The organism is Roseateles sp. L2-2 (assembly GCF_050613215.1).
GTDB lineage: Bacteria > Pseudomonadota > Gammaproteobacteria > Burkholderiales > Burkholderiaceae_C > Roseateles > Roseateles noduli.
In genome coordinates this window covers 5,102,919-5,120,980 of the sequence record NZ_CP192509.1, presented here as the reverse complement: position 1 = coordinate 5,120,980, position 18,062 = coordinate 5,102,919, and the positions used below count along the sequence as shown (strand labels likewise).

Below are 18,062 nucleotides of genomic sequence, written 5' to 3'. Positions count from 1 at the left end.
CGCGATTGCAGGAGCACGCAAGAAACGCGTGGGTCTGTAGCTCAGTCGGTTAGAGCACCGTCTTGATAAGGCGGGGGTCGCTGGTTCGAATCCAGCCAGACCCACCACGATGATCGTCAAGATCTGGGGGATTAGCTCAGCTGGGAGAGCACCTGCTTTGCAAGCAGGGGGTCGTCGGTTCGATCCCGTCATCCTCCACCAATCACTTCACAGGGTGGCAAACCACAGCAGCGGACAAGCGCTGTTGTGGTTTGCCAGTCTCGACTTTTTAAGTCGGCTGTTGTTCTTTAACAATTCGTAGAGTCGAATCAGCGTTGCTGGCGGAAAGCCTGGGCACTCGTAAAGGGGTGACCGGCACCGTGCCGCCAGCGACATTTGATTGCGTCAACAAACTTCAACTCTGAAAAGAGTAGAAATTGAAGAACGGCGAACGCGTGATACTCAAATAAATGCTCAAGTTGTTGAGCATCTGTCCTTGACGACATCTGCGGATGTCAAAGTTATAGGGTCAAGTGACTAAGTGCATGTGGTGGATGCCTTGGCGATTACAGGCGACGAAGGACGTGATAGCCTGCGATAAGCTTCGGGGAGCTGGCAAATAAGCTTTGATCCGGAGATTTCCGAATGGGGAAACCCACCTCGTTTAGAGGTATCGCACACTGAATACATAGGTGTGCGAGGCGAACCGGGTGAACTGAAACATCTCAGTAGCTCGAGGAAAAGACATCAACCGAGATTCCGAAAGTAGTGGCGAGCGAAATCGGAGTAGCCCTCGTGTTTTAGCAGTTGGCATATCAGAACGGAATGGAAAGTCCGGCCATAGCGGGTGATAGCCCCGTATGAGAAATGTCGATTGTGGAACTAGGCACGAATAGAGTAGGGCGGGACACGTGAAATCCTGTCTGAATATGGGGGGACCATCCTCCAAGGCTAAATACTCGTAATCGACCGATAGTGAACAAGTACCGTGAGGGAAAGGCGAAAAGAACCCCGGGAGGGGAGTGAAATAGATCCTGAAACCGCATGCATACAAAAAGTAGGAGCCCGCAAGGGTGACTGCGTACCTTTTGTATAATGGGTCAGCGACTTACATTCAGTGGCGAGGTTAACCGAATAGGGTAGCCGTAGAGAAATCGAGTCCGAATAGGGCGATTCAGTCGCTGGGTGTAGACCCGAAACCAGGTGATCTATCCATGGCCAGGATGAAGGTACCGTAACAGGTGCTGGAGGTCCGAACCGACTAGTGTTGCAAAACTAGCGGATGAGCTGTGGATAGGGGTGAAAGGCTAAACAAACCTGGAGATAGCTGGTTCTCTCCGAAAACTATTTAGGTAGTGCCTCAAGTATTACCTTCGGGGGTAGAGCACTGTTTAGGCTAGGGGGTCATGGCGACTTACCAAACCTATGCAAACTCCGAATACCGAAGAGTACAGCTTGGGAGACAGAGCACCGGGTGCTAACGTCCGGACTCAAGAGGGAAACAACCCAGACCGCCAGCTAAGGTCCCTAAAATTGGCTAAGTGGGAAACGAAGTGGGAAGGCTAAAACAGTCAGGATGTTGGCTTAGAAGCAGCCATCATTTAAAGAAAGCGTAATAGCTCACTGATCGAGTCGTCCTGCGCGGAAGATGTAACGGGGCTAAGCCAGTTACCGAAGCTGCGGATGCACAGTTTACTGTGCGTGGTAGGAGAGCGTTCTGTACGCCTGTGAAGGTGGGTCGTGAGGCCTGCTGGAGGTATCAGAAGTGCGAATGCTGACATGAGTAGCGTTAAAGGGGGTGAAAAGCCCCCTCGCCGAAAGCGCAAGGTTTCCTACGCAACGTTCATCGGCGTAGGGTGAGTCGGCCCCTAAGGCGAGGCAGAGATGCGTAGCTGATGGGAAACAGGTCAATATTCCTGTACCGATCAATAGTGCGATGTGGGGACGGAGAAGGTTAGCTCAGCCGGGTGTTGGATGTCCCGGTTCAAGCCTGTAGTCGTGCCTGGTAGGCAAATCCGCCGGGCTTAGATGAGGGGTGATAACGAGTCTGCTTGCAGACGAAGTGAGTGATACCCTGCTTCCAGGAAAAGCCACTAAGCTTCAGCTATTGACGACCGTACCGCAAACCGACACTGGTGCGCGAGATGAGTATTCTAAGGCGCTTGAGAGAACTCTGGAGAAGGAACTCGGCAAATTGACACCGTAACTTCGGAAGAAGGTGTGCCTTTAGTAGGTGATCCATTTACTTGGTTAGCCCAATGAGGCCGCAGAGAATCGGTGGCTGCAACTGTTTATTAAAAACACAGCACTCTGCAAAGACGAAAGTCGACGTATAGGGTGTGACTCCTGCCCGGTGCTGGAAGATTAAATGATGGGGTGCAAGCTCTTGACTGAAGTCCCAGTAAACGGCGGCCGTAACTATAACGGTCCTAAGGTAGCGAAATTCCTTGTCGGGTAAGTTCCGACCTGCACGAATGGAGTAATGATGGCCACACTGTCTCCTCCAGAGACTCAGCGAAGTTGAAATGTTTGTGATGATGCAATCTCCCCGCGGAAAGACGGAAAGACCCCATGAACCTTTACTGTAGCTTTACATTGGACTTTGAACAGATCTGTGTAGGATAGGTGGGAGGCTTTGAAACCTGGTCGCTAGATCAGGTGGAGCCAACGTTGAAATACCACCCTGGTGTGTTTGAGGTTCTAACCTTGGCCCGTTATCCGGGTTGGGGACAGTGTATGGTGGGCAGTTTGACTGGGGCGGTCTCCTCCCAAAGTGTAACGGAGGAGTTCGAAGGTACGCTAAATACGGTCGGAAATCGTGTTGATAGTGCATTGGCATAAGCGTGCTTGACTGCGAGACTGACAAGTCGAGCAGGTACGAAAGTAGGACAAAGTGATCCGGTGGTTCTGTATGGAAGGGCCATCGCTCAACGGATAAAAGGTACTCTGGGGATAACAGGCTGATACCGCCCAAGAGTTCATATCGACGGCGGTGTTTGGCACCTCGATGTCGGCTCATCTCATCCTGGGGCTGTAGCCGGTCCCAAGGGTATGGCTGTTCGCCATTTAAAGAGGTACGTGAGCTGGGTTTAAAACGTCGTGAGACAGTTTGGTCCCTATCTTCCGTGGGCGCTGCAAGATTGAGAGAGCCTGCTCCTAGTACGAGAGGACCGGAGTGGACGCACCTCTGGTGTATCGGTTGTCACGCCAGTGGCATCGCCGAGTAGCTAAGTGCGGAAGAGATAACCGCTGAAAGCATCTAAGCGGGAAACTCGTCTCAAGATGAGTCTTGCCGGGGCCTAGAGCCCCCTGAAGGGTCGTTCAAGACCAGGACGTTGATAGGCTGGGTGTGGAAGCGCAGTAATGCGTTAAGCTAACCAGTACTAATTGCCCGTGCGGCTTGACCCTATAACTTTGACACTCAAAACGTCAAGGTGAGTGGTCACGCAGATCAACTCCCATCCCGGGATGTCTGATCGAAACCGTTCTTCAAACCTGAAGACGCAATCAAACCAAAGCTGATTTGACTCTACCGAATTGGGCCTGCTGAGCTCCTCAGCAAGCCAACCAGTCAAGCCTGATGACCATAGCGAGTCGGTCCCACCCCTTCCCATCCCGAACAGGACCGTGAAACGACTCAGCGCCGATGATAGTGCGGATTCCCGTGTGAAAGTAGGTCATCGTCAGGCTAATATCCGGAGACGCCCGGTCGGATGACCGGGCGTTCCTTTCTCTGCTTGCAGAGATCAGCGCTTCGCGGAGCGTTGATCTCTGAGGCTGAGACGGTGTCGATCTGATCATGAGAATGATTGTGAAAGACGCTTGACAAGTTCAAACGAACTCGTTTATAGTCTCATCTCTTCGCTGCTGACGACAAGTCAGCGACGCGACGAAGAAAGCAAGCGACGGGCTGAGGCCTTGAGCGAAAGCTGCTTCGATGTTCTTTAAGAATTTACAGCCGATAAGCGTGGGCGTCTGGACGAGCGACCTGAGAAGGTTAAATCGCTAGATGCTCACGGAAGAAAGAATGAAGCTATGAAAATAGTCTTTGTTCGATTCCGTTGAGTTTATTCAAGATCGAACTGTAGAGTTTGATCCTGGCTCAGATTGAACGCTGGCGGCATGCCTTACACATGCAAGTCGAACGGTAACGCGGGGCAACCTGGCGACGAGTGGCGAACGGGTGAGTAATATATCGGAACGTGCCCAGTTGTGGGGGATAACTGCTCGAAAGAGCAGCTAATACCGCATACGACCTGAGGGTGAAAGCGGGGGATCGCAAGACCTCGCGCAATTGGAGCGGCCGATATCAGATTAGGTAGTTGGTGGGGTAAAGGCCTACCAAGCCGACGATCTGTAGCTGGTCTGAGAGGACGACCAGCCACACTGGGACTGAGACACGGCCCAGACTCCTACGGGAGGCAGCAGTGGGGAATTTTGGACAATGGGGGCAACCCTGATCCAGCCATGCCGCGTGCGGGAAGAAGGCCTTCGGGTTGTAAACCGCTTTTGTCAGGGAAGAAAAGACTCCTACTAATACTGGGGGTTCATGACGGTACCTGAAGAATAAGCACCGGCTAACTACGTGCCAGCAGCCGCGGTAATACGTAGGGTGCAAGCGTTAATCGGAATTACTGGGCGTAAAGCGTGCGCAGGCGGTTATGCAAGACAGATGTGAAATCCCCGGGCTCAACCTGGGAACTGCATTTGTGACTGCATGGCTAGAGTACGGTAGAGGGGGATGGAATTCCGCGTGTAGCAGTGAAATGCGTAGATATGCGGAGGAACACCGATGGCGAAGGCAATCCCCTGGACCTGTACTGACGCTCATGCACGAAAGCGTGGGGAGCAAACAGGATTAGATACCCTGGTAGTCCACGCCCTAAACGATGTCAACTGGTTGTTGGGAGGGTTTCTTCTCAGTAACGTAGCTAACGCGTGAAGTTGACCGCCTGGGGAGTACGGCCGCAAGGTTGAAACTCAAAGGAATTGACGGGGACCCGCACAAGCGGTGGATGATGTGGTTTAATTCGATGCAACGCGAAAAACCTTACCTACCCTTGACATGCCAGGAATCCTGCAGAGATGTGGGAGTGCTCGAAAGAGAACCTGGACACAGGTGCTGCATGGCCGTCGTCAGCTCGTGTCGTGAGATGTTGGGTTAAGTCCCGCAACGAGCGCAACCCTTGTCATTAGTTGCTACGAAAGGGCACTCTAATGAGACTGCCGGTGACAAACCGGAGGAAGGTGGGGATGACGTCAGGTCATCATGGCCCTTATGGGTAGGGCTACACACGTCATACAATGGCCGGGACAGAGGGCTGCCAACCCGCGAGGGGGAGCTAATCCCAGAAACCCGGTCGTAGTCCGGATCGCAGTCTGCAACTCGACTGCGTGAAGTCGGAATCGCTAGTAATCGCGGATCAGCTTGCCGCGGTGAATACGTTCCCGGGTCTTGTACACACCGCCCGTCACACCATGGGAGCGGGTTCTGCCAGAAGTAGTTAGCCTAACCGCAAGGGGGGCGATTACCACGGCAGGGTTCGTGACTGGGGTGAAGTCGTAACAAGGTAGCCGTATCGGAAGGTGCGGCTGGATCACCTCCTTTCTAGAGATGACGAGACCGTTGTCTGGCTTAGGTCAGAGAATTGAGTCGAGTCCACATAAGCGAGTTCAGCGCGCCCACACTTATCGGCTGTAGACACACAACAGTGAGTGAGAAAACGCGTGAGCCTGGCGAGCTGGCCTTGCCGGTTGGCGCGATTGCAGGAGCACGCAAGAAACGCGTGGGTCTGTAGCTCAGTCGGTTAGAGCACCGTCTTGATAAGGCGGGGGTCGCTGGTTCGAATCCAGCCAGACCCACCACGATGATCGTCAAGATCTGGGGGATTAGCTCAGCTGGGAGAGCACCTGCTTTGCAAGCAGGGGGTCGTCGGTTCGATCCCGTCATCCTCCACCAATCACTTCACAGGGTGGCAAACCACAGCAGCGGACAAGCGCTGTTGTGGTTTGCCAGTCTCGACTTTTTAAGTCGGCTGTTGTTCTTTAACAATTCGTAGAGTCGAATCAGCGTTGCTGGCGGAAAGCCTGGGCACTCGTAAAGGGGTGACCGGCACCGTGCCGCCAGCGACATTTGATTGCGTCAACAAACTTCAACTCTGAAAAGAGTAGAAATTGAAGAACGGCGAACGCGTGATACTCAAATAAATGCTCAAGTTGTTGAGCATCTGTCCTTGACGACATCTGCGGATGTCAAAGTTATAGGGTCAAGTGACTAAGTGCATGTGGTGGATGCCTTGGCGATTACAGGCGACGAAGGACGTGATAGCCTGCGATAAGCTTCGGGGAGCTGGCAAATAAGCTTTGATCCGGAGATTTCCGAATGGGGAAACCCACCTCGTTTAGAGGTATCGCACACTGAATACATAGGTGTGCGAGGCGAACCGGGTGAACTGAAACATCTCAGTAGCTCGAGGAAAAGACATCAACCGAGATTCCGAAAGTAGTGGCGAGCGAAATCGGAGTAGCCCTCGTGTTTTAGCAGTTGGCATATCAGAACGGAATGGAAAGTCCGGCCATAGCGGGTGATAGCCCCGTATGAGAAATGTCGATTGTGGAACTAGGCACGAATAGAGTAGGGCGGGACACGTGAAATCCTGTCTGAATATGGGGGGACCATCCTCCAAGGCTAAATACTCGTAATCGACCGATAGTGAACAAGTACCGTGAGGGAAAGGCGAAAAGAACCCCGGGAGGGGAGTGAAATAGATCCTGAAACCGCATGCATACAAAAAGTAGGAGCCCGCAAGGGTGACTGCGTACCTTTTGTATAATGGGTCAGCGACTTACATTCAGTGGCGAGGTTAACCGAATAGGGTAGCCGTAGAGAAATCGAGTCCGAATAGGGCGATTCAGTCGCTGGGTGTAGACCCGAAACCAGGTGATCTATCCATGGCCAGGATGAAGGTACCGTAACAGGTGCTGGAGGTCCGAACCGACTAGTGTTGCAAAACTAGCGGATGAGCTGTGGATAGGGGTGAAAGGCTAAACAAACCTGGAGATAGCTGGTTCTCTCCGAAAACTATTTAGGTAGTGCCTCAAGTATTACCTTCGGGGGTAGAGCACTGTTTAGGCTAGGGGGTCATGGCGACTTACCAAACCTATGCAAACTCCGAATACCGAAGAGTACAGCTTGGGAGACAGAGCACCGGGTGCTAACGTCCGGACTCAAGAGGGAAACAACCCAGACCGCCAGCTAAGGTCCCTAAAATTGGCTAAGTGGGAAACGAAGTGGGAAGGCTAAAACAGTCAGGATGTTGGCTTAGAAGCAGCCATCATTTAAAGAAAGCGTAATAGCTCACTGATCGAGTCGTCCTGCGCGGAAGATGTAACGGGGCTAAGCCAGTTACCGAAGCTGCGGATGCACAGTTTACTGTGCGTGGTAGGAGAGCGTTCTGTACGCCTGTGAAGGTGGGTCGTGAGGCCTGCTGGAGGTATCAGAAGTGCGAATGCTGACATGAGTAGCGTTAAAGGGGGTGAAAAGCCCCCTCGCCGAAAGCGCAAGGTTTCCTACGCAACGTTCATCGGCGTAGGGTGAGTCGGCCCCTAAGGCGAGGCAGAGATGCGTAGCTGATGGGAAACAGGTCAATATTCCTGTACCGATCAATAGTGCGATGTGGGGACGGAGAAGGTTAGCTCAGCCGGGTGTTGGATGTCCCGGTTCAAGCCTGTAGTCGTGCCTGGTAGGCAAATCCGCCGGGCTTAGATGAGGGGTGATAACGAGTCTGCTTGCAGACGAAGTGAGTGATACCCTGCTTCCAGGAAAAGCCACTAAGCTTCAGCTATTGACGACCGTACCGCAAACCGACACTGGTGCGCGAGATGAGTATTCTAAGGCGCTTGAGAGAACTCTGGAGAAGGAACTCGGCAAATTGACACCGTAACTTCGGAAGAAGGTGTGCCTTTAGTAGGTGATCCATTTACTTGGTTAGCCCAATGAGGCCGCAGAGAATCGGTGGCTGCAACTGTTTATTAAAAACACAGCACTCTGCAAAGACGAAAGTCGACGTATAGGGTGTGACTCCTGCCCGGTGCTGGAAGATTAAATGATGGGGTGCAAGCTCTTGACTGAAGTCCCAGTAAACGGCGGCCGTAACTATAACGGTCCTAAGGTAGCGAAATTCCTTGTCGGGTAAGTTCCGACCTGCACGAATGGAGTAATGATGGCCACACTGTCTCCTCCAGAGACTCAGCGAAGTTGAAATGTTTGTGATGATGCAATCTCCCCGCGGAAAGACGGAAAGACCCCATGAACCTTTACTGTAGCTTTACATTGGACTTTGAACAGATCTGTGTAGGATAGGTGGGAGGCTTTGAAACCTGGTCGCTAGATCAGGTGGAGCCAACGTTGAAATACCACCCTGGTGTGTTTGAGGTTCTAACCTTGGCCCGTTATCCGGGTTGGGGACAGTGTATGGTGGGCAGTTTGACTGGGGCGGTCTCCTCCCAAAGTGTAACGGAGGAGTTCGAAGGTACGCTAAATACGGTCGGAAATCGTGTTGATAGTGCATTGGCATAAGCGTGCTTGACTGCGAGACTGACAAGTCGAGCAGGTACGAAAGTAGGACAAAGTGATCCGGTGGTTCTGTATGGAAGGGCCATCGCTCAACGGATAAAAGGTACTCTGGGGATAACAGGCTGATACCGCCCAAGAGTTCATATCGACGGCGGTGTTTGGCACCTCGATGTCGGCTCATCTCATCCTGGGGCTGTAGCCGGTCCCAAGGGTATGGCTGTTCGCCATTTAAAGAGGTACGTGAGCTGGGTTTAAAACGTCGTGAGACAGTTTGGTCCCTATCTTCCGTGGGCGCTGCAAGATTGAGAGAGCCTGCTCCTAGTACGAGAGGACCGGAGTGGACGCACCTCTGGTGTATCGGTTGTCACGCCAGTGGCATCGCCGAGTAGCTAAGTGCGGAAGAGATAACCGCTGAAAGCATCTAAGCGGGAAACTCGTCTCAAGATGAGTCTTGCCGGGGCCTAGAGCCCCCTGAAGGGTCGTTCAAGACCAGGACGTTGATAGGCTGGGTGTGGAAGCGCAGTAATGCGTTAAGCTAACCAGTACTAATTGCCCGTGCGGCTTGACCCTATAACTTTGACACTCAAAACGTCAAGGTGAGTGGTCACGCAGATCAACTCCCATCCCGGGATGTCTGATCGAAACCGTTCTTCAAACCTGAAGACGCAATCAAACCAAAGCTGATTTGACTCTACCGAATTGGGCCTGCTGAGCTCCTCAGCAAGCCAACCAGTCAAGCCTGATGACCATAGCGAGTCGGTCCCACCCCTTCCCATCCCGAACAGGACCGTGAAACGACTCAGCGCCGATGATAGTGCGGATTCCCGTGTGAAAGTAGGTCATCGTCAGGTTAATACACCGCCAAACCCCTCGATCAGCAATGATCGAGGGGTTTTGTCTTTTCTGAATCGTTTCCGATTGGCAGTAGCTGATCCAAGTAGCGTCGATTCCCTGCACTGCGAGAACCTCGCCCCTTTTGTGGGACTGTGTTTCGGCGGAGCTCCGAATAGACTGCCTCGATCATTGATTCGGGACGGGGAGCGTATGCAGCGGTTCTGGAATGGCGCAAGGTTTTCTTCGTTTTCGACCCAAGCGGCGCTTGTCGTGCTGTTGACGAGTCCAGCGGCACATGCTGTAGAGATCGGATCGGTCGCGCCGCAGGGAGAGGTTGAGCAGGCTCAGAACGTCGTTGTTCGCTTCAAAGAACCTACCTCGCGCTTCGGAGATCCTCGTGTTCCTGATCCCGTTGCCTTGCGTTGCGGGAGCGTGGCTCTACAAGGCAAGGGCCGTTGGACGAGCGATCGAGAGTGGATTTACGACTTCGCCACTCCGCTGCCAGCGGGGGCAAAGTGCACGGTAGTCGCCAGCGATGGTTTCCAGCCCACAGCGCCTGGAGCAGCCGTAGGTTGGCGCGGTCCGCGAGAGTTTTCATTCCAATTGAGCGCGCCAACGGTTCGTCGTGTCAGCCCGTGGGAGGGCAGCCGGATCGAGGAGAACCAGCGTTTCCTTCTGCAGCTTTCCGGTGATGCGAAGGTCGAGACGATCGCACCTCACATGTGGTGTGAATCGAAGGCGCTTGGGGAGAGGATTCCTGTTGAACTTCGCAGCGCTGCGGAGCGCGACGTCCTGCTGCGTGGGATCAAGGCCGAGGGGGCGAAGCGACAGAGCTGGGTCCTGGTTGGGTGCACCCGTCCTCTGCCCGCCGGCGCTGACGCCACATTGGTGTGGGGCGCTGGCATCGCGGCCGCCGCCAACGATTCGGTGCAGACGCGTGGGGACCGGCGATTCCGCTTCACGGTCCGAGCGCCACTGACTGCCGAGCTCTCCTGCGAACGTGAGCGGGCAAATGCGCCATGCCTCTCCATTCGTCCAATTTCGGTGAGCTTCTCAGAGCCGATTTCGCGGGAGCTCGCCTTGGCGGTGCGCCTGAAGGGGCCGCATGGTGCCAGCGTGTCGCCGTTGGCGGCGTCGGAACAGGAGTCCCAGTCTGCCGGCTGGCTGTCGGCGGTGCGTTTCCCCACACCGTTGGCTGAGCAGCAGGACTATCTGCTGGAGCTTCCCAATGGGATCAAGGACGAGAGCGGGAGGCCGCTGTCCAATGCAGCCAGCTTCCCGATGAAGGTCCGCACCTCGGAGTCGCCGCCGCTGGCGAAGTTCGCAGCAGCGCCCTTCGGGATTGTGGAGTGGGAGGCCGCAGGCCCCAGCCTGATTCCTCTGAGCTTGCGCCACGTGCAATCGGATCTGCAGCCACGGGCGAGCGGGCATTTGCGGATCAGGCGCTTGACGGACGACGCCGAGATCCTGCGGTGGTATGGACGTCTCTACCGTCAGAACGAGTGGGAAGACCGGAAGGCCGAGTGGCTGAAGAATGCGCCGGATCTCCAGTCCATGACGGTCCCTCCGGCAAATCCGGACAAGGTGATCGACGTGATCGGCGTCCCCTTGGCCCAGCCGGGATATCACGTGCTGGAGCTGAAGTCGCCGCGCCTGGGGCAGTCGCTGCTCGATCCCGTCCAGCCGATGTTTGTGCGGACCGGGGCCCTGGTCACCAATCTCGGGGTCCATTTCAAGTTGGGGAAGGATGACAGCCTGGTGTGGGTGACGTCGCTCGACAAGGGGCAACCCGTCGAGGGCGCTCAGATCGCGGTCTACGATTGCCGAGGCAAGTCGCTGTGGAACGGGCGAACTGACGCACGCGGCTTGGCACGCATTGATCGACCCAATCTGGATCGAGAGAGCGGGACGGGGGAGTGCATCGCCGAGTCGGGCCTCTTCATCACGGCGCGGTTCGCGCAGCCAGGCAAGGCTTTGGATCAATCGTTCATGTTCAGCGGCTGGAGCCGCGGCATTGAGCCCTGGCGTTTCAATGTGCCGGTCGCCTGGGGCGCCGAGCGCTCTGCCCGAGCCCACACCGTCACCGATCGGCCGCTGCTTCGCGCTGGCGAAACCCTGTCGATGAAGCACTTCTTCCGCCTGGAGACGGTCCAGGGGCTGGCGGATGCGACACCGGACCAGTTGCCCGACAAGATGCGTGTCGTGTTCGAAGGGACTGGCGAGGAAGTCGCGACGCTGGACCTGAAATGGCAAGGCGGTCGTTACGCCTTGAGCATCTGGAAGGTCCCCTCGGAAGCGAAGCTCGGGCGTTACCGCTTTGTGATGGAGCGCGCCGACGGGCGCGGCGGGCGAAGGACCTGGGACAGCGGAAGCGTGCGCGTCGAGGAGTTCCGGGTGCCGCTTGTCGACGCACGTCTCCTTCCGCCGAAGGCGCCCTCTCCGGGCGCGCAGGAGCAGTCCTGGTCGGCGCAACTGAATTACATGGCGGGTGGGCCGATGGCGAAGTCGCCGGTAGTGCTGAGCGCCATGCTGCAACCGCGCACGACCAGCTTCCCTGGGCTCGACGACTTTGCCTTTGAGCCGCCCTCGCCTGAAGGGCCGACGGACACAGGGCCGGATGGCGAGATGGACGGGGGCGACGGCGAGTCCTCAGGTAGTTCGCCCGGCGCGGCCCGATTGGTGCTGGACAAGCTGGCGCTGCAGACCGACGCCAAGGGGGGCGTCTCGTTCAAGGTGCCCTTGAAAGTCGGCGTCGATCGTCCCACGGAGTTGCGCGTGGAGTTGAACTATCGCGATCCCGATGGACAGACGCATACGCGATCCGCCTCCCAGGTTGTCTGGCCCGCGGGCGTGGTCATCGGATTGCGTGCACCCACCTGGGTGGCCAACGGCCAACCCTTGTCGGTGCAGGCGGTTGCGCTGGACCTCCAGGGCAAGCCGGTGGCCAACCAGAAGGTCAGCGTCGGCGCGCGCCAGATCCAGACGCTCAGTACTCGCAAGCGGTTGGTCGGAGGCTTTTATGCCTACGAGCATCAACGAAACCTGAAGGATCTGGGCGAGCTGTGCAGCGGCACCACCGATGCGCTGGGGCTCATGCGCTGCGAGATCAAGGTGAGCCAGGGCGGGCAGATCGAATTGATCGGCTCAGCCAAGGATGACGGCGGTCGCACCGCGCGCGCTGCCAGTTCCTTGTGGGTAACGAAGGCCGGCGAATCCTGGTTTGCGCAGGACAACGACGACCGCATCGATGTGGTCCCGGAGCGCAGGCGCTATGAACCGGGCGAGATCGCAAGGTTCCAGGTGCGCATGCCCTATCGCGATGCGACGGCGCTGGTCACCGTCGAGCGGGAAGGCGTGTTGTACAGCGAGGTCCGACGTCTCTCGGGGCGCGACCCGTGGCTGGAGTTGAAGATCGACCGCGACTGGACGCCGAACGCCTTCGTCAGCGTGATGGTGCTGCGAGGTCGATTGCGCGACGTGCCCTGGTACTCGTTCTTCTCCTGGGGCTGGCGCGAGCCGTCGAACTGGTGGCGGGAGTGGCGCGCCTCGGGTGACTACCAGGCGCCCACCGCGATGGTCGATCTGTCCAAGCCGTCTTTCAAGCTGGGCATGGCGTCGATCGAGATCGGACAGGCCAAGCACCGCTTGCAGGTCGAGGTCGTGCCGCAGCAGGCGCAGTACGGCGTCCGGCAGAGCGCGCAAGTGAAGCTGCGGGTCACGCAGGATGGCAAGCCCGTGCCGGATGCGCAGGTCGCCTTCGCCGCGGTGGACGAAGGTCTGCTGGCGCTGGCGCCCAACCCGAGCTGGAAGCTCCTGGACGGCATGATCCAGACCCGGCCGTGGGGCGTGACGACGGCGACAGGACACAGCGAGATCATCGGCCGGCGGCACTACGGGCGCAAGGCCGTGGCGGCAGGCGGCGGAGGCGGGTTTGCAACACGTGAGCTGTTCGACACGCTGCTGACCTGGCAACCGCTGGTGACGGTCAACGCGCAGGGGGAGGCCCTCGTGCGCGTGCCCTTGAACGATTCGCTCACGCGCTTCCGGCTGGTGGCGGTGGCCGATGCCCCGGGGCAGCGTTTCGGCACGGGTGAGGGCAGCATCAACGTGAGCCAGGACCTGCAGCTGCTGTCCGGCCTCCCGCCGCTGGTCCGCGAGGGCGATCGCGTGCAGGCCATGCTCACGCTGCGCAATGCCACGAACCGTGTCATGGACCTGCGGGTGTCGCTGACCGGCAAGGCGAGCCTGGAGACGGGTGAACAGGCCGTACCGACCGATGTGAAAGCGCTGAGGCTGGCCGCCGGTCAGGCCCAGGAGCTGACCTGGGACGTCACGGTGCCGGAGGGTGCTCAGCGCATCGTCTGGGAAGCCCAGGCCCAGGAGCAGGGCGGCAGTGCCAAGGACGCGATGCGGACGACGCAGGCGGTGCAGCCGGCGGTGCCGGTGCGGGTGCTGCAGGCGACGCTGCGGCAGCTCGACGCGCCGATCAGCATGCCGGTTGCCGTTCCCGCCGACGCCTTGCCCGCGCAAGGTGTGAAGCGCGGAGGCCTCCAGATCGGGTTGCAACCGAAGTTGTCGACGGCATTGCCTGGCATTCGACGCTACTTCGAGCAGTATCCGTACACCTGCCTCGAACAGCAGAGCTCCAAGTTCATCGCGCTGCACGACAGTGCGGCGTGGGAGGGGCTGATGGGGCAGTTGTCGACGTATCAGGATGCCGATGGGCTGTTCGCCTACTTCCCGCTCTCGAATCATCTGACGCAGGGCAGCGACGTGCTGACGGCCCATCTGCTGTCGGTGGCGCAGGAGGCCGGCCGGCCGTTGCCGACAGCGCAACTGGGCAAGGCGCTCGACGGTCTGGCGGCTTTTGTCGAAGGACGGCTGGAGCGTCGCTACTGGTCGCCACGCCCCGACGACGAGCCGCGGCGCATCGCCGCGCTGGCCGCCTTGGCGCGCTATGGAAAGGCGACGCCGCGACAGTTGGGGACGGTCGATGGCCGCAACCTGACCACCTGGCCGACTTCCGTCGTCATCGATTGGCTGGTGTTGCATCAGCGGATGGCCGACGCACCGGACCGCGCCGCGCAGATCGTCGCGGCACAGAACCAGTTGCGTAGCCGCTTGAGCTTCGCAGGCACCACCTTGCGCTTCGTCAACGAGGAGTCGGACGCCTGGTGGTGGCTGATGGGGAGCGGCGACGCGACGGCCGCACGCGCGATCCTGGCCCTGGTCGACGACGCGGGATGGAAGGAGGACCTGCCCCGGCTGGTTGTCGGCACCCTGGCCCGGCAGGAGCGGGGCGCCTGGTTCAACACCACCGCGAACCTGTGGGGCGCGCTGGCGCTGGAGAAGTTCTCGGCCCGTTTCGAAACGCAGCCGGTGAAGGGAAAGACCGAGGCCAAGCTGGCCAACGCAGGCGTCGCGCTGGACTGGGCGGTCAAGCCGGACGGCGGCGAATTGCGTCTGCCCTGGCCTGCCGCCGGCAACGGCACGTTGACGGTGACGCAGGCCGGCGAGGGACGGCCCTGGGCCACCGTGCAGGCTTTGTCCGCGATCCCGCTGAAGGCGCCGCTCACGTCGGGCTATGCGATCAAGCGGACGATCACCGCCGTGACGCAGAAGGCCGCGCCGCGATGGTCGCGGGGCGACGTGATGCGGGTGCGGCTCGAGATCGACGCGGCGGCCGACATGACCTGGGTGGTGCTCAGTGACCCGCTGCCTACGGGCGCCGCGGTCGTCGAGGGCACGATCGACACCCAGGGCGAGCGCGCCGAGGGTCAGGCCTGGCCCAGCTTCATCGAGCGCAGCTTCTCGGCGTGGCGCGCCTATTTCGACCATCTGCCGCGCGGCAAGCATGTCCTCGAATACACGGTCCGGCTGAACAACGCGGGGCGCTTCCAGATGCCGACCACGCGCGCCGAGGCGATGTATTCGCCGGACCGTTTCGGTGAGGTGCCGAACGCGGTGCTGGAGGTGCAGCCTTGACCTTGCCCAGGTCGACGACCCGCCACGCCTTCGCGCAATGGGCGAGGGCGTCGGTCCTGGCGCTCGTCGCGGTCGGTTCGGTGGGTTCGGTCATTTCGGCTCGCGCGGATGATTTGCCGTCGTTTGCGCAGACGCGCGCGACGCATCCGCTGTCGGATGTCCAACTGCTCGACCGACGAGGCGAGCCGCTGCAGACCTTGCGCGTGGATCCCAGCCGGCGGGTGCTGGCGTGGGTGCCGCTGGATCAGATGTCCCCGTCGCTGCTGCGGGCGATGCTGCTGTCGGAGGACCAGCACTTCTACGAGCACAGCGGCGTCGACTGGTCGGCGGTCGCGGCCAGCGCGTGGGCCAACCTGTGGAATACGCGCACGCGCGGCGCGTCCACGGTGACGATGCAGCTCGCCGGCCTGCTCGACAAGGACCTGGCCCGGCGCGGCGGTCGCAGCGTGACGCAGAAGCTCGGGCAGGCCTGGGTGGCGGGGCGGCTGGAGAAGCGGTGGACCAAGGCCCAGATCCTGGAGGCCTATCTGAACCGTGTGCCGCTGCGCGGCGAGCTCGTCGGCGTGCCCGCGGCGGCGCAGGCGTTTTTCGGCAAGCGGCCGAGCGGGCTGGATGCGCGCGAATCCGCGCTGCTTGCCGCGATGCTGCGGGGGCCCAACGCATCGGCTGAGACGCTCTCGACGCGCGCCTGCGGGGTGCTGCGGGCGATGGGGCAAGCCTGCGACGGCCTGGTCGACGAGGTGGGGGCCGTGTTGCGGCGAAAATCCTTGTCGGTCGGCGATGCGCCGCAGTGGGCGCCTCACTACGCGCGCCTGGCGCTCCGTGCGGACGGCCCGGCGGCACAACGCAGCACGCTCGATGCCACCTGGCAGCGCGTCGCCGTGCAGGCGCTACGGCGGCATCTGGCGGAGCTGTCCGGTCGGCAGGTCGAGGACGGCGCGGTGCTTGTGCTCGACAACGCCAGCGGCGAGGTTCGCGTCTGGGTCGGATCGAGCGGCAGCCAGCTGTCCGAAGCGGCGCAGGTGGACCACGTGCTCGCCCGGCGGCAGCCGGGATCGACGCTGAAGCCTTTCCTGTACGAGCTGGCGATCGAACGACGCCTGATCACCGCAGCGAGCCTGCTGGACGACTCGCCGGCGCAGGTGGCGACCGCGGCGGGGCTGTACCTTCCTCAGAACTACGACAAGCAGTACCGGGGCTGGATCAGCGCCCGGGCGTCGCTCGGCAACAGTCTCAACGTGCCGGCGGTGCGACTGTCGCTGATGCTCACGCCGGAGGCGGTCTTCGAGCGCCTCAATGCCCTGGGCCTGCAACTGCCGGAGACGGGCGGCTTCTACGGACCGCCGCTCGCCTTGGGCAGCGCCGACGTGACCCTGCTGGCGCTGACCAACGCGTATCGTGCCCTGGCCAACGGCGGGCGATATGCCGCGGCCGCGACGCCACGGCGTGATCTGAATCGGGACGCGGGGCCACGGCGGGTGGACTTCCGTCAAGTGGCGGATCCCAGAGCCAGTTTCATCGTCGGCGACATCCTGGCCGACAACAACGCGCGCGCGCTGACCTTCGGGCTGTCGAGCGCACTGGCGTTGCCGTTCCCGGCCTCGGTGAAGACGGGCACGAGCAAGGACATGCGCGACAACTGGTGCATCGGCTGGACCAGCCGGTACACGGTCGGCGTCTGGGTCGGCAACTCCAGCGGTGAGGCCATGCATCAGGTGTCGGGCGTGAGCGGTGCGGCCCCGGTCTGGCGCGAGGTCATGCTGGCGCTGCACGCGGGCGGCGTTCCACCGGTCGCCCGTCCGCCCGCAGGCGTCGTCGCGCAGGAGACGCGTTTCGAGCCTGGCCAGGAGCCCTCGCGTCGGGAGTGGTTCGTGGCGGGGACCGAACAGGCAGTCATCCGCGCCGCGGGCACGTCCGTCTCGCTCAGCAATCCGGTCGACGGCGCGATCTATGCGCTCGACCCCGACATCCCGCCGATGGCGCAGCGCCTGCGCTTCGCGCACGAGGGCCGGCTTGATCGAGGCGGCGTGGCGGCCTGGCGCCTCGACGGCCGCGTCATCGGGCGCGGGGCCACGCTGGATTGGCTGCCGATGCCCGGGCGCCACGAGCTGGCGCTGCTGGACGCGAGTGGACGAGTGCTCCAGCAGGTGCGCTTCGAGGTCCGGGGCGCCGGCCTGAAGCAGCCGCCGTCACCCAGCGCCGAGTCCCGTCCCCCCAATCCGCAAGTCAAGCGCTCCAAGGCGCAGTTCGTCGCCACCCCCTGGCGGCCGGAGGGCTGACTTTCGATACTCCTCCCATCGTCGCTAAGATGCAGATTCGCGCGGGGAGACCATGCAGAGCCGACAACAACAAGCGCTGAACGCCGACCGGCCCCTTTGGAAGGTGCTGGGCGTCGCCATGCTCGGCGCCGCCTTGTGGCTGCCGGCCGCGCCGGCGCAGGCCAGCGAGGTCGTCAAGCTGGCGCGCCTGCTGATCACCGGCAAGCGCCAGCCGAGCCGTCCGCCCGCGCCGCAACCAGCCGCCCCGGAACGCGGCACCGACGCGAGCGCCCAGCCCCAGAGCCGTGCATCCGACGTCGAACTCCACGCCCAGACGCAGCGCCGCACCGCCGACGGCGCGGCCGTCTCGATGGACTGAGTGCACCAATCTGCTGCATGGCCGGCAGATTCCTCCCCAACTCGCAGCGTCG

General features: G+C 60.0%; 3 protein-coding genes, 4 tRNA genes and 5 rRNA genes. All 12 read left to right on the top strand.

The features are described from left to right. Nucleotides 1–30: 30 nt before the first annotated feature. Nucleotides 31–107 (top strand) — tRNA-Ile (locus ACQZ13_RS22860). 18 nt (nt 108–125) lie between these two features. After that, nucleotides 126–201 (top strand) — tRNA-Ala (locus tag ACQZ13_RS22855). Nucleotides 202–506: 305 nt separating this feature from the next. After that, nucleotides 507–3,387, top strand: a 23S ribosomal RNA gene (locus ACQZ13_RS22850). A gap of 168 nt (nt 3,388–3,555) precedes the next feature. Beyond that, a 5S ribosomal RNA gene (rrf, locus tag ACQZ13_RS22845) occupies nt 3,556–3,668 on the top strand. Nucleotides 3,669–4,058: 390 nt separating this feature from the next. Further along, nucleotides 4,059–5,587 (top strand): 16S ribosomal RNA (locus tag ACQZ13_RS22840). Between the two features lie 180 nt (nt 5,588–5,767). Continuing rightward, a tRNA-Ile gene (locus ACQZ13_RS22835) sits at nt 5,768–5,844 on the top strand. Between the two features lie 18 nt (nt 5,845–5,862). After that, a tRNA-Ala gene (locus tag ACQZ13_RS22830) sits at nt 5,863–5,938 on the top strand. A gap of 305 nt (nt 5,939–6,243) precedes the next feature. Then, a 23S ribosomal RNA gene (locus ACQZ13_RS22825) occupies nt 6,244–9,124 on the top strand. 168 nt (nt 9,125–9,292) lie between these two features. Next, a 5S ribosomal RNA gene (gene rrf, locus ACQZ13_RS22820) occupies nt 9,293–9,405 on the top strand. Together the 16S, 23S and 5S rRNA genes with 4 tRNA genes alongside form the textbook arrangement of a ribosomal RNA operon. Before the next feature lie 586 nt (nt 9,406–9,991). Next, nucleotides 9,992–15,373 (top strand): alpha-2-macroglobulin family protein, encoded by a 5,382-nt coding sequence (locus ACQZ13_RS22815; protein WP_431048207.1) that lies wholly within the window; start codon nt 9,992–9,994, stop codon nt 15,371–15,373. 2 nt (nt 15,374–15,375) lie between these two features. Next, nucleotides 15,376–17,652: a penicillin-binding protein 1C gene (pbpC, locus tag ACQZ13_RS22810; protein ID WP_431053358.1), complete on the top strand. Its 2,277-nt coding sequence runs from the start codon at nt 15,376–15,378 to the stop codon at nt 17,650–17,652. Nucleotides 17,653–17,704: 52 nt separating this feature from the next. Then, on the top strand, nt 17,705–18,010 hold the full coding sequence (locus ACQZ13_RS22805; protein WP_431048206.1) for a hypothetical protein: 306 nt from the start codon (nt 17,705–17,707) through the stop codon (nt 18,008–18,010). Nucleotides 18,011–18,062 lie beyond the last annotated feature (52 nt).